This window comes from Pseudomonas sp. CCNWLW23 (assembly GCF_037095675.1).
Classification (GTDB): domain Bacteria; phylum Pseudomonadota; class Gammaproteobacteria; order Pseudomonadales; family Pseudomonadaceae; genus Aquipseudomonas; species Aquipseudomonas atacamensis.
The window spans coordinates 53,862-66,315 of the sequence record NZ_JBAWKM010000005.1; the positions used below are offsets into that span (position 1 = coordinate 53,862).

Below are 12,454 nucleotides of genomic sequence, written 5' to 3' on the forward strand. Positions count from 1 at the left end.
TGCTCAGGAAACCGCTGTAGGACACAGTTTGAAATAGTCACTCGGTTGAATAGCCCGGTGCCGCACCTTATATACCCCGCAGTACGCTACATCTTTAGCTTGAGGAGAGTTCTACAACCATGATGCGCATCCTGCTGTTTTTGGCCACTAACCTGGCGGTCGTGCTGATAGCCAGCATCACCCTGAGCCTGTTCGGCTTCAACGGGTTCATGGCGGCCAACGGGGTCGACCTCGACCTCAGTCAGCTGCTGGTTTTCTGTGCGGTCTTTGGTTTCGCCGGCTCGCTGTTCTCGCTGTTCATCTCCAAGTGGATGGCGAAGATGAGCACCGGCACGCAAATCATCAGCCAGCCACGCACCCGTCATGAGCAATGGCTGCTGCAAACGGTCGAGCAATTGTCCCGCGAAGCCGGGATCAAGATGCCTGAAGTCGGGATTTTCCCGGCCTACGAAGCGAACGCCTTCGCCACCGGCTGGAACAAGAACGACGCGCTGGTCGCGGTCAGCCAGGGCCTGCTCGAGCGATTCTCGCCCGATGAAGTGAAAGCCGTATTGGCCCACGAAATCGGTCACGTCGCCAACGGCGACATGGTCACGCTGGCGCTGATCCAGGGCGTGGTGAACACTTTTGTGATGTTCTTCGCGCGGATCATCGGCAACTTCGTCGACAAGGTCATCTTCAAGAACGAAGAAGGCCAGGGCATCGCCTACTACGTCGCGACCATCTTCGCCGAACTGGTGCTGGGCATCCTCGCCAGCGCAATCGTCATGTGGTTCTCGCGCAAGCGCGAATTCCGTGCCGACGAAGCCGGCGCCCGCCTGGCCGGTACCAGCGCGATGATTGGCGCTCTGCAACGTCTGCGTGCCGAACAAGGCCTGCCGGTGCACATGCCCGACACCCTGAACGCCTTCGGCATCAACGGTGGCATCAAACAGGGCTTCGCCCGCATGTTCATGAGCCACCCGCCGCTGGAAGAGCGTATTGACGCACTGCGTCGTCGCGGTTGATTTGACCGAAGTGAAAAAGAAGGCCCGCAGCGATGCGGGCCTTTTTTTGTATCTCCAGATCATGCGTTGTCAGCAAAGTCCCTTTCGCGAGCAGGCTCGCTCCCACCTTTGGAATGCATCCCACTGTGGGAGCGAGCCTGCTCGCGAGGACGCCGAAGCTGCTGACAGAAAACTATCTGGAAGAAACCCGATAAACCCGCTCCACCAACCACTCAACCCCGCCCTGCACAAACTTGGGGCTCTCATCCAGAATATCCCGCTCTTCCAGTTTCTCCAGCTGCCAACCCTGGCCCAGCAGCCGCTGCGCCTCATCATCATTCACCGCAAACGGCGGTCCCGGGATCTGCGACTGATCGTAATCCAGGGTAATCACCAGCCCTTTCATCCCCGGCGCCAGCAACTGTTGCAGATGCTCCGCGTAGCGCTGGCGCATCGCGTCCGGCAAGGCAATCAGCGCGGCGCGGTCGTACAGCGCCGTGCAACCGGCAACATCCTCTGCCGTCAGCGCGAAAAAATCACCGCACCACAATTCGAACGCAACAGTGCGATAAACCTTGAATGCGCCCTGCTCGCTGATCTGCGGTTGCAACTGATGTTCGCTGAAAAACTCCTCGACAGCCTTTTCCGATAGCTCCACTCCAATGACCTGGTGTCCCTGCCCGGCAAGCCAGAGCAGATCCAGACTCTTCCCGCACAGCGGCACCAGCACGCGTGCCGACGGTGCAATCGCCAGCTCCGGCCAGTAGCGCTGCAAATACGGGTTGGCCTCGGCCTGATGAAAGCCGATCTGGTTCGAATCCCATTTCTTGTACCAAAACTCAGGCTGCATGGCTCACTCCCGAAAAACCGATGAAAAACCGCAGAAACTTATATTGGATTCAGATCGATGATCTGACTGAAGATGGCTCATCTTAGCGCTCAGGAGCCCGTCCATGTTGCCCAGCCTGTTTATCTCCCACGGTTCACCGATGCTCGCGCTGGAGCCCGGTGCCAGCGGCCCGGCACTGGCGCGACTGGCCGCCGAACTGCCGCGCCCCAAAGCCATCGTCATCGTCTCGGCGCACTGGGAAAGCCAGGAACTGCTGGTCAGCAGCCACCCGCATCCGGAAACCTGGCACGACTTCGGCGGTTTCCCCCGTGCGCTGTTTGAAGTTCAGTACCCGGCCCCGGGCAATCCGCAGCTGGCCGCCGAAGTGGCTGAACTGCTGAACGCCCATGAATTGCCGGCTCGGCTCGATCCGCAACGACCGTTCGATCATGGTGTCTGGGTGCCGCTGTCGTTGATGTATCCGCAGGCCGACATTCCGGTGGTGCAAGTCTCGCTGCCGAGTCGTGGCGGGCCGGCGTTACAGACGCGGGTTGGCCGTGCGCTGGCGAGCCTGCGCGAACACGGCATTCTGTTGATCGGCTCCGGCAGCATCACCCACAACCTCCGCGAGCTGGACTGGCATGCCGGCCCGGAAAGCATTGAACCGTGGGCGCGGGATTTTCGTGACTGGATGATCGACAAACTGGCGGCCGACGATGAAACGGCGCTGCATGATTATCGCCAGCAGGCGCCGAATGCCGTGCGCAGTCACCCCAGTGATGAGCATTTGTTGCCGTTGTATTTTGCTCGCGGTGCTGGCGGGGTTTTCAGCGTGGCGCATCAGGGTTTCACGATGGGGGCGCTGGGTATGGATATATATCGCTTCGGCTGACGTCATCGCTGGCAAGCCAGCTCCCACAGTGTTTTGTGTGAACCCTAAAAGCAGGCAAAAAAAATCCCCGAACCAGTCGGGGATTTTTTATGTTCGATCAATCAGCCCAAGGGCGGATCAATCTTCGCGGTAGCGACGCAGCTTGAGCTGCTTACCAGCCACGCGAGTGTCCTTCAGCTTGGTCAGGAGCTTTTCCAGACCTTCTTCCGGCAGTTCGACGAGGCTGAAGCTGTCACGCACCTGGATGCGACCGATCGCTTCACGGGCCAGACCGCCTTCGTTGAGGATGGCGCCCAGCAGGTTTTTCGCAGCGATACCGTCACGCGCACCCAGCGCGGTACGGCAACGAGCACGGCCTTCGCCCAAAGGCATTGGCGCGCGACGCTCGCGGTCACCACGATCAGGACGATCACCGGAACGCTCAGGACGGTCGCCACGCGGTGCGTTGTTCGGCACCAGTGGACGTTCCTTCTCGATCGCTGCCAGGTTCAGCGCTTGACCGTTGGTAGCCTTGCGCAGCAGCGCAGCGGCCAGTGCACGCGGGGTGCAACCGATGTCGGCGGTCAGACGGTCGAGCAGCTCACCGTGAGTCGATTCGGCATCAGCAACCAGCGGCGACAGGCTGTTGGTCAGTTTCTTGATGCGTGCATCGAGAACGGCCTGAGCGTCTGGCAGGCGTACTTCGGCAACTTTCTGACCGGTTACGCGCTCGATCACTTGCAGCATGCGGCGCTCACGTGGAGTCACCAGCAGCAGTGCTCGACCTTCGCGACCGGCACGGCCGGTACGGCCGATACGGTGCACGTAGGATTCCGGGTCGTACGGCATGTCAACGTTGAACACGTGAGTGATGCGCGGAACGTCCAGACCACGGGCAGCAACGTCGGTCGCGACAACGATGTCCAGGCGGCCATCCTTGAGCGAGTCGATCACGCGCTCACGCTGGTTCTGGGCAATGTCACCGTTCAACGCAGCGGCTTTGTAGCCTTTGGCGTCGAGGGCGCTGGCCAGGTCCAGGGTCGCTTGCTTGGTGCGCACGAACATGATCAGCGCGTCGAAGTCTTCGACTTCCAGCAGGCTGAGTACGGCCGAGGTTTTCTGGTCAGCGTGAACCAACAGGTGAGCCTGTTCGATCGCGGTGACTGTCTGGGTCTTGGTCTGGATCTTGACGTGTTGCGGATCGCGCAGATGGCGTTCGGCAATGGCGCGGATCGACTGCGGCAGGGTCGCCGAGAACAGCACGGTCTGGCGGGTCGATGGCAGAGCCTTGAAGATGACTTCCAGGTCATCCATGAAGCCCAGCTTCAACATTTCGTCAGCTTCGTCGAGAACCAGATGGTTCACGGTCGACAGGACTTTCTCGTCGCGACGCAGGTGGTCGCACAGACGACCCGGAGTAGCGACAACAATCTGTGCGCCATTACGGATTGCCTTGAGTTGCGGGCCCATCGGCGCGCCGCCGTAGACAGCCACGACGGTGACGCCTGGCATTTGCTTGGCGTAGGTTTCAAAAGCGGTTGCTACTTGCAGCGCCAACTCTCGGGTTGGCGCCAGGATCAGGGCTTGCGGTTCGCGCTTGGCAGGATCGATGCGGTGCAGAATAGGCAGTGCGAACGCGGCGGTTTTACCGGTACCGGTTTGCGCCTGGCCAATCATGTCCTGGCCGGCCATGATGATCGGGATCGATTGCTGCTGAATCGCCGAAGGCTCTTCGTAGCCAGTCGCTGCGACGGCTGCAAGAATATTCGGGTTGAGATTAAAAGCGGCGAATCCGCCGGTTTCCTGGGTCATGGGTCTGCCTCTAAGTGCATCCGCAAAGACCCATGCTCCAAAGCTGCGCATGCCGTGTTGAGACTCAAGAGTCGCCCTGGCAGCTTTGTCGGCGGGGATTTGCGAAAACGAATGAATGAAGATGAATCGTCAAGGAAGAGCCCGCAATGCGGACGTGCAGCCGAAGCTGACTTCGGGAAATGCGCTACCTAAACGCGGCCCGGTTAAAGGCCGGCGCGCACTATACCGGATTTCGCCCGAAAAGGGAGCTTTTTTTGTGGCCTTTATCCGTGTGTCACCGCCGTGTAACGGGGTTTTGCGGATAATCGCGCAACGGTCTATTTTGCAAAGGCCCGGCCCTGCGGGCGATGACGCTTAAACGGTTCACCGACCTGCGGCAAAGCGCCGCGCACCCGCCCTTCCTGCTCGAGGATTTAGCCATGAATCAGCCCTGCGCCGGCCGCGTCAGCCGAGAACGTCGTGGTCATGTGCACTTGATCGGCCTCGATCGGGCGGCCAAGCGCAACGCTTTCGATATCGACCTGCTCAACGACCTGAGCCTGGCCTACGGCGAATTCGAAGCCGACCGCGAAGCGCGGGTCGCCGTGGTGTTCGGCCATGGCGAGCACTTCACCGCCGGGCTCGATCTGGTCAATGCCAGCGCAGCCCTGGCCGAAGGCTGGCAGGTTCCGAGCGGCGGCTGCGATCCCTGGGGCGTTTTCGTCGGCCCACGGGTGAGCAAACCGGTCATCGTCGCCGCGCAGGGTTACTGCCTGACCATCGGCATCGAGCTGATGCTGGCGGCGGACATCAACCTGTGCGCGAGCAACACTCGCTTCGCGCAGATGGAAATACAGCGTGGGATCTTTCCGTTTGGCGGCGCGACTTTGCGTTTCCAGCAGATCGCCGGCTGGGGCAACGCGATGCGCTGGCTGCTGACTGGCGATGAATTTGATGCCCACGATGCGTTGCATCTGGGCCTGGTGCAGGAAGTAATGGCCAGTGAGGATTTGCTGCCAAGGGCGATTGAGCTGGCCGAACGGATTGCCCGGCAGGCACCGTTGGGCGTGCAGGCGACCTTGATGTCAGCGCGACAGGCGCGTTATGAGGGTGAGACAGCGGCGGCGCAGGCATTACCGGCGCTGGTGAAGAAGTTGCTCGCCACTGAAGATGCCCTGGAGGGGGTGCGGTCGTTGGTGGAGCGGCGTCCGGGGATCTTCAAAGGCGTCTGAAGATTCTGCTGCCTGTCAGGGCCTCTTCGCGAGCAGGCTCGCTCCCACAGGGAGAATGCATTTCAAATGTGGGAGCGAGCCTGCTCGCGAAGGGGGCGGTACTGCCGGCTCAGGTCGCCGGGCGAATCGCGTTGATCAACGACTGCAACGAATAACCCAGCTGCGGCGCCAGCGCTTCGGCCCGTTGGGTCAGCGCCTGCATGTCCAGCGCCTGATCGAGATCCGCCGGAACGATCAGAATCACGTTGCCCTCCTTCACCGGCAACTCCCAGTAATGCCGGTGATAGAGCCCGCGCAACAACGCCGCGCCCAGTGGCTTGCCATCGTCGGTGGCCCACTGGTTGATCACCAGCCAGCCGCCCGGATTCAGGCGCTTCTGACAATCGCCGAGAAAACTCCAGGCCAGATGCCCGACACCGGGACCGACATCGGTATAGAGGTCGACGAAAATCAGATCCGCCGGCTCGGCAGTCGGCAGCAGTTCAAGCGCATCGCCGACGCGGATGTACAAACGCGGATCATCATCCAGACCGAGATATTCGATGGCCAGGCGCGGCACGTCCGGGCGCAGTTCGATGGCTTCGACGTCTTCCAGCGGCAGAAACTTCAGGCAAGCCTGGGTCAGCGTGCCCGCGCCCAAACCGAGAAACAGCGCACTCTCCGGCTGCTCGTGACACAGCGCGCCGATCAGCATCGCGCGGGTGTAGTCATACTCCAGCCAGCTCGGGTCGGCGGTGAACACGCAGCTCTGCTCGATCGCATCGCCGAACTCGAGAAAGCGGTAATCGGCCACTTCCAGCACGCGAATCACGCCGAACTCATCCTGTACTTCGGCGAGCAGATGCTCGACGCGCTCCTCAGTCATTTCGTCTCCTGATGGTCACCGGGCGCGGTGACGCGATGGCACCGCTGTGGCGCCGTGGCAAAGCGGCGATTGTCGGCGATGGGGCGGGAGCAGGTCACGCACTAAATTGCTGCTAACATGGCGCTTCCCTGCGTATGAACTTCGAGACCGTGATGAGCCAACCGTGGAGCCCTGACAGCTGGCGCGCCCTGCCGATCCAGCAACAACCGCAATACCCCGACGCCGCGCACCTGCGCCAGGTCGAGCAGACCCTGGCCAGCTATCCGCCGCTGGTGTTCGCCGGCGAAGCGCGCGAGCTGCGCCGCCAGTTCGCCGAAGTCACTCAGGGTCGCGCGTTTCTGTTGCAGGGCGGCGATTGCGCGGAAAGCTTCGCCGAATTCTCCGCCGCGAAGATCCGCGACACCTTCAAAGTGTTGCTGCAAATGGCAATCGTCATGACCTTCGCCGCTGGCTGCCCGGTGGTCAAGGTCGGGCGCATGGCCGGCCAGTTCGCCAAACCGCGTTCGGCCAACGACGAAACCATCGGCGGCGTAACCCTGCCGGCCTACCGTGGCGACATCGTCAACGGCATCGGCTTCGACGAAAAGAGCCGCGTGCCGGATCCGGAGCGTTTGCTGCAGTCCTATCATCAGTCCACAGCGACCTTGAACCTGTTGCGCGCTTTCGCCCAGGGCGGTTTTGCCGACCTGCATCAAGTGCACAAGTGGAACCTGGATTTCATCGCCAACTCGGCGCTGGCCGAGAAGTACAGCCACCTCGCCGACCGCATCGATGAAACCCTGGCGTTCATGCGCGCCTGCGGCATGGACAGCTCGCCGCAACTGCGCGAAACCAGTTTCTTCACCGCCCACGAAGCGTTGCTGCTGAACTACGAAGAAGCCTTCGTCCGCCGCGACAGCCTGACCAACGATTACTACGATTGCTCGGCGCACATGCTGTGGATCGGCGACCGCACCCGCCAGCTCGACGGCGCGCACGTCGAGTTCCTCCGGGGGGTGAACAACCCGATCGGGGTCAAGGTCGGACCGAGCATGAACCCTGATGACCTGATCCGCCTGATCGACGTGCTCAACCCGGACAACGATCCGGGCCGCTTGAACCTGATCGCGCGGATGGGTGCGAACAAGGTCGGCGATCATCTGCCGGCACTGATCCGCGCGGTACAGCGCGAAGGCAAGCAGGTGCTGTGGAGCTCCGATCCGATGCACGGCAACACCATCAAGGCCAGCAGCGGCTACAAGACACGTGACTTCGCGCAGATCCTTGGCGAGGTGAAGCAGTTCTTCCAGGTGCACGAAGCGGAAGGCAGCTATGCCGGCGGCATCCATATCGAGATGACCGGGCAGAACGTCACCGAGTGCATCGGCGGCGCGCGGCCGATTACCGAGGATGGCTTGTCCGATCGTTATCACACCCACTGTGATCCGCGGATGAATGCCGATCAGTCGCTGGAATTGGCGTTTTTGATTGCCGAAACCCTGAAGCAAGTTCGGCGCTAGACCGTGTCGCCTCCCTTCGCGAGCAGGCTCGCTCCCACATTTGCAATGCGTTTCCCTGTGGGAGCGAGCCTGCTCGCGAAAGGGCCGGCTCAGGCAACCTCAATCCGCGCCAATGCCACCCGCAACCGCCACGCACTCTCGCGCTGACAATTCAACTCCACCCGCGCCAACCCCAACCACTGCGCCATCCGCCGCAAATTCAGCGCCAGCGCCAGCATGCCCTCCTCGTCCAGTCCCGATTCTTCCTCATGCACCGCATGCACCGCCAACTGCCCTGCCGCCCGTTCGGCGCGCAGATCAACCCGCGCTGCGATCCGCTCGTTGTGCAAAAACGGCAGCACGTAATAGCCGTAAACCCGCTTGGCCTGCGGTGTGTAGATTTCCAGGCGATAGCGGAAATCGAACAGGCGCTCGGTGCGGCTGCGCTCCCAGATCAGCGAGTCGAACGGCGACAGCAGCGCACTGGCAATGACCTTGCGCGGCACTTTGGGCTCCGGCAGGCAATAGGCGATCTGCCGCCAGTCGGCGACTTCACACATCTGCAATTGACCAGCTTCAACCAACTCAGCCAGACGCGGGCGAGCATCCGCGGGGCTCAGGCGAAAGTAATCGCGCAGGTCTTTTTTCGTACCAACGCCCAATGCTTGCGCCGCATGCAACAGCAAACCGCGTTGCGCCTCGGCCTCGTCCGGCGTGGGCTGCTGCAGAATCGCTGCCGGAATCACTCGCTCGGGCAAATCGTACAAGCGCTCGAAACCGCGTCGCCCCGCCACTGTGACCTCACCGGCGGCGAACAACCATTCCAGCGCATGTTTCTCGGCACTCCAGTCCCACCATGGCCCGGCCTTGTCTTCGCGGGTCGACAGACTGCCGGCACCCAGCGCGCCCCGCTCCTCAACCGCAGTCAGCACGCGGCGAATGGTTTCCTGCTGTTCGCGACCAAACCTCGCCAATTGCTGATAGATGTCTTCGCCACGCTTGGCGCGTTGCATGCGCCAGCCCAGCAACGGGTACATCGACAGCGGCAACAGCGACGCTTCATGGCCCCAGTATTCGAACAGCGTGCGCCGACGCCCCGAACTCCAGGCAGCCTGGTCGAGCAAGTCAGAGGGGTAGGAACCGAGACGGGAAAACAGCGGCAGGTAGTGCGAGCGCACCACGGCATTGACGGAATCGATTTGCAGCAGGCCCAGCCGTTCGATCAGCCGGTTGAGATGACTGGCATTGACGGTCGGCGGCTGGCGCCCGTTGAACCCTTGGGCAGCCAGCGCCAGACGTCGCGCCTGTTTGAGGGAAAAGGACACTGTCGCGGGCATTTATTCCTCCATGTCTGCTCGCAACCTACCTCACCTGAAAGGGGTTTGTGTAGCGATAGCCTCATCATTTATGCATCGGGTCGTCCCAGAACGGCCGCACGGTTTCGTGTTCGACATCGGCGCGGCTGATGCCGATGTCCTTCAGCGCCTCATCGCTCAGACCGGCGAGCATTTCCCGTTCACGATGCAGCTCATACCAACGGCTGAATTTGTGCAGCAGATCGGACACGATATGGCCATGGCCGGACAGCTGTTCTTGGCTTGCATACTCTCTTTGACCTTTCATCGCCTTGCCTCCTTTTGTGGATGGCTCAAGTCTCGCGCCAGCGCTAAGATCAATCCAACGAATGTTTCTGATGGCATGCATCACGGAGATTCATCAATTGTCCGCCTACCCCAGTATCGATACCGATGTCCTGCGCACCTTTGTCGCGATTGCCGATCAGGGCGGTTTCACCCGTGCCGGCGAGATGGTCAACCGCACCCAGTCGGCGGTGAGCATGCAGATGAAACGTCTGGAAGAAGACGTGTTGCAGCGCCAGCTGTTCGAGCGCGATGGCCGTCAGGTGCGGCTTACGGCTGAAGGCCAAGTGCTGCTTGGTTATGCGCGGCGCATCCTCAAACTGCACAGTGAGGTGTTCAACACCCTGCGCGAGCCGCACATGGTCGGCACCGTGCGCATCGGTACGCCGGATGATTATGTGATGCGTTTTCTGCCGGGGATCCTGTCGCGGTTCGCGCAGTTCTATCCGCTGATCCAGATCGAAGTGCATTGCGAATCGACCAAACAACTGTTGCAGCGCACTGATCTGGACTTGTCGATCGTCACCCGTGAGCCGGGCAACGAGATCGGCCAGTTGCTGCGCAAGGAGCGCTTTGTCTGGGCCGAGGCGCAGAACTTCAGCGCCCACGAACAGACGCCGCTGCCCCTGGCGATGTTCAACAGTGATTGTTTCTGCCGCCTGTGGGCGTGCAATGCGCTGGACGCGATGGGCCGCGATTACCGCATCGCCTACAACAGCAGCAGCCTGTCGGCGCTGATGGCTGTGGTCAGCGCAGGGCTGGCGATCACCGCGCAACTGGAGAGTCTGATCACCCCGGACATGCGCATCCTTGGCGCCGCCGAAGACCTGCCACTGCTGCCCGAGGCGAGCATCATGCTGATCCGCAATCTGAACAACCCGTCGCCGATCACCGAGTGCCTGGCCGAGCACATCGTCGAGGGCTTCAAACTTTAAACGCGAGCATCACCGCACACAGCACCAGAAAACCGCAGAACAGCCCACGCAGGAGTTTTTCCGGCATGGCGTGGGCAACTTTCACGCCCCAACTGATGCTGAGCAGACCTCCGACCGCCAGAGGCAGGCCGATCATCCAGTCGACTTCGTGGTGCACCGCATAGGTCACCAGGGTTACGCCAGTGCTCGGCAGGGCCAGCGCCAGCGACAATCCCTGAGCAACCACTTGGCTGGTGCCGAACAGGCTGGTCAGCACCGGCGTCGCCACCACCGCGCCGCCGACGCCGAACAAGCCGCCCATGGTCCCCGAGGCGGCGCCGAGCACGCCCAACCACGGCCACGAATAGCGCATCTCGGCAGTCGGCGCTGGTCGCGGACCGAACATCTTCAACAGGTTGTAGGCCGACAGCGCCACCAGAAAGGCAACAAATCCGATGCGCATGGTCTGCGCATCAATGCCCACCGCCCAGATCGAGCCAAGCCAGGCAAAGCAGAAACCCATCACCGCCAACGGCAGCGCATGGCGCAGTTCGATGCGATTGCGCTGGTGATAACGCCACAGCGCCAGCATCACGTTCGGTACCACCATCACCAGCGCCGTGCCCTGGGCGATCTGCTGATCAAGCCCAAACCATACGCCAAGCAACGGAATCGCAATCAAGCCACCGCCAATGCCAAAGATCCCGCCCAATGTGCCCAGGGCGGCGCCGAACAGCAGGTACAACAGAAAATCCATCACAACGGTAATCCTCTAACGACAGGCGGCCAATGCTACGCACTCGCGCCTAGCGGGGAAACGCATAGCAACGCACAATGGCTATGCCGATTTTGCACAAGCGTGGTTTCCATGAATCCCAACCAATTGACCGATCAGCTCGGCCTGTTTCTCGATGTGCTGGAGAGTGGCAGCTTTTCTGCCGCTTCGCGCCGCCATCCGCTGACGCCTTCCGCCGTGGCGCGGCGCATCGATAGCCTGGAAAGTGCCGTCGGCAGTCAGCTGTTCGTGCGCAGCACCCATGCCGTGCTGCCGACTTCGGCCGGCCTGGCCTTTGCCGAGCGGGCGCGACGGATCATCGCCGAGTTGCAACTGGCGCGGGCCGAAGCGGTGTCGTTAAGCAGTGCACCGGAAGGCCTGATCCGCATCGATGCGCCAGCAGCCTTCGGGCGGCGGCATCTGGCGCCGGTGATTGCCGATTTTCTCCTGCTGTACCCGGGACTGGATGTGCAGATGCATCTGATCGACAGCTTCAGCGACATGGCCGGCAGCAGCCTGGGCAAGGTCGATCTGGTGCTGCGTACCGGCCAGTTGGCTGACTCGCGCCTGGTCGCCACGCCATTGGCGAGCATGGTCCGCGTCGCCTGCGCCAGCCCTGACTATCTCAAGCAGCGCGGCGTGCCCGAGCACCCGGCGCAGTTGAGTGAACACGACGGGCTCGACTGGGAGGGCCTTGCGCCGCCGTTTGCCTGGAAATTCGAAGTGGACGGGCAAATGCAATTGCACCGGCCATCGCGGGTGCGGCTGAGTGCCAACAATGCCGAGGCCCTGGTGTGTGGCGCGGCGGCGGGTCTGGGCGTCGCACACTTGCCGACCTGGCTGGCCAGCGAATACTTGCTGCGTGGCGAACTGGTGCCACTGTTCTGCGAAAACGGCCTGCCGCCGCCGGAGTCCACCGGTATTTACGCGCTGCGCATGGAACAGCAGGTCCATTCGCGCAGTCGGTTGTTGCTGGAATACCTGAAAACCCGCTTCAGCCCGGTGCCGCCGTGGGATCTGGCGTTGCAACGGCAATTCGCCCGGCACTGACGCCGGACATATTTATCTGGCGC

General features: G+C 61.6%; 12 protein-coding genes. 6 read left to right on the forward strand and 6 right to left on the reverse strand.

Translation table 11 applies throughout. The features are described from left to right. Window positions 1–119 precede the first annotated feature (119 nt). Window positions 120–1,007: a protease HtpX gene (htpX, locus tag V8J63_RS09065; RefSeq protein WP_007908619.1), complete on the forward strand. Its 888-nt coding sequence runs from the start codon at window positions 120–122 to the stop codon at window positions 1,005–1,007. A gap of 172 nt (window positions 1,008–1,179) precedes the next feature. Here the strand turns inward: htpX and V8J63_RS09070 are convergent, their stop codons facing one another. Beyond that, entirely contained in the window at window positions 1,180–1,836 is a 657-nt protein-coding gene (locus V8J63_RS09070) for a thiopurine S-methyltransferase (RefSeq protein ID WP_336463913.1), read from the reverse strand. Between the two features lie 103 nt (window positions 1,837–1,939). Between V8J63_RS09070 and V8J63_RS09075 the strand changes: the two genes are divergently transcribed. After that, complete coding sequence (locus V8J63_RS09075; RefSeq protein ID WP_016770858.1) at window positions 1,940–2,707, forward strand: DODA-type extradiol aromatic ring-opening family dioxygenase; 768 nt, start codon at window positions 1,940–1,942, stop codon at window positions 2,705–2,707. Between the two features lie 117 nt (window positions 2,708–2,824). Here the strand turns inward: V8J63_RS09075 and V8J63_RS09080 are convergent, their stop codons facing one another. Next, window positions 2,825–4,498, reverse strand: coding sequence for a DEAD/DEAH box helicase (locus V8J63_RS09080; protein ID WP_016770859.1), 1,674 nt, complete (start codon window positions 4,496–4,498; stop codon window positions 2,825–2,827). Between the two features lie 419 nt (window positions 4,499–4,917). Here V8J63_RS09080 and V8J63_RS09085 point away from each other — a divergent pair, with 419 nt between their 5' ends. Next, a complete protein-coding gene (locus V8J63_RS09085; protein WP_336463914.1) occupies window positions 4,918–5,709 on the forward strand; it encodes a crotonase/enoyl-CoA hydratase family protein in 792 nt (263 codons plus the stop codon). Between the two features lie 109 nt (window positions 5,710–5,818). Here the strand turns inward: V8J63_RS09085 and V8J63_RS09090 are convergent, their stop codons facing one another. Next, a complete protein-coding gene (locus tag V8J63_RS09090) occupies window positions 5,819–6,574 on the reverse strand; it encodes a spermidine synthase (protein ID WP_024013768.1) in 756 nt (251 codons plus the stop codon). A gap of 152 nt (window positions 6,575–6,726) precedes the next feature. Here V8J63_RS09090 and V8J63_RS09095 point away from each other — a divergent pair, with 152 nt between their 5' ends. Next, window positions 6,727–8,073: a class II 3-deoxy-7-phosphoheptulonate synthase gene (locus tag V8J63_RS09095; protein WP_038861070.1), complete on the forward strand. Its 1,347-nt coding sequence runs from the start codon at window positions 6,727–6,729 to the stop codon at window positions 8,071–8,073. Window positions 8,074–8,162: 89 nt separating this feature from the next. Here V8J63_RS09095 and V8J63_RS09100 read toward each other — a convergent pair whose 3' ends face one another. Continuing rightward, window positions 8,163–9,389 carry a winged helix-turn-helix domain-containing protein gene (locus V8J63_RS09100; RefSeq protein ID WP_336463915.1) on the reverse strand — a complete coding sequence of 409 codons (1,227 nt, stop codon included), beginning with the start codon at window positions 9,387–9,389 and terminating at the stop codon, window positions 8,163–8,165. Between the two features lie 64 nt (window positions 9,390–9,453). After that, window positions 9,454–9,675: a DUF1127 domain-containing protein gene (locus V8J63_RS09105; RefSeq protein ID WP_016770864.1), complete on the reverse strand. Its 222-nt coding sequence runs from the start codon at window positions 9,673–9,675 to the stop codon at window positions 9,454–9,456. Window positions 9,676–9,772: 97 nt separating this feature from the next. Here V8J63_RS09105 and V8J63_RS09110 point away from each other — a divergent pair, with 97 nt between their 5' ends. Further along, window positions 9,773–10,627 (forward strand): LysR substrate-binding domain-containing protein, encoded by an 855-nt coding sequence (locus V8J63_RS09110; RefSeq protein ID WP_174823892.1) that lies wholly within the window; start codon window positions 9,773–9,775, stop codon window positions 10,625–10,627. On the opposite strand, the gene V8J63_RS09115 is transcribed toward V8J63_RS09110, so the two are convergent. After that, a complete protein-coding gene (locus V8J63_RS09115) occupies window positions 10,617–11,363 on the reverse strand; it encodes a sulfite exporter TauE/SafE family protein (protein WP_166554492.1) in 747 nt (248 codons plus the stop codon). The two genes, V8J63_RS09110 and V8J63_RS09115, sit on opposite strands and share 11 nt — an antisense overlap. A gap of 111 nt (window positions 11,364–11,474) precedes the next feature. Here V8J63_RS09115 and V8J63_RS09120 point away from each other — a divergent pair, with 111 nt between their 5' ends. Continuing rightward, window positions 11,475–12,431, forward strand: coding sequence for a LysR family transcriptional regulator (locus tag V8J63_RS09120; protein WP_122746655.1), 957 nt, complete (start codon window positions 11,475–11,477; stop codon window positions 12,429–12,431). Window positions 12,432–12,454 lie beyond the last annotated feature (23 nt).

Bases quoted from the DNA above. Each gene is read 5' to 3' on its own strand.
- htpX (WP_007908619.1), top strand. From the start codon at position 120: ATGATGCGCATCCTGCTGTTTTTGGCCACTAACCTGGCGGTCGTGCTG.
- V8J63_RS09075 (WP_016770858.1), top strand. From the start codon at position 1,940: ATGTTGCCCAGCCTGTTTATCTCCCACGGTTCACCGATGCTCGCGCTG.
- V8J63_RS09095 (WP_038861070.1), top strand. From the start codon at position 6,727: ATGAGCCAACCGTGGAGCCCTGACAGCTGGCGCGCCCTGCCGATCCAG.
- V8J63_RS09120 (WP_122746655.1), top strand. From the start codon at position 11,475: ATGAATCCCAACCAATTGACCGATCAGCTCGGCCTGTTTCTCGATGTG.
- V8J63_RS09070 (WP_336463913.1), bottom strand. From the start codon at position 1,836: ATGCAGCCTGAGTTTTGGTACAAGAAATGGGATTCGAACCAGATCGGC.
- V8J63_RS09115 (WP_166554492.1), bottom strand. From the start codon at position 11,363: ATGGATTTTCTGTTGTACCTGCTGTTCGGCGCCGCCCTGGGCACATTG.
- V8J63_RS09090 (WP_024013768.1), bottom strand. From the start codon at position 6,574: ATGACTGAGGAGCGCGTCGAGCATCTGCTCGCCGAAGTACAGGATGAG.
- V8J63_RS09085 (WP_336463914.1), top strand. From the start codon at position 4,918: ATGAATCAGCCCTGCGCCGGCCGCGTCAGCCGAGAACGTCGTGGTCAT.
- V8J63_RS09100 (WP_336463915.1), bottom strand. From the start codon at position 9,389: ATGCCCGCGACAGTGTCCTTTTCCCTCAAACAGGCGCGACGTCTGGCG.
- V8J63_RS09105 (WP_016770864.1), bottom strand. From the start codon at position 9,675: ATGAAAGGTCAAAGAGAGTATGCAAGCCAAGAACAGCTGTCCGGCCAT.
- V8J63_RS09080 (WP_016770859.1), bottom strand. From the start codon at position 4,498: ATGACCCAGGAAACCGGCGGATTCGCCGCTTTTAATCTCAACCCGAAT.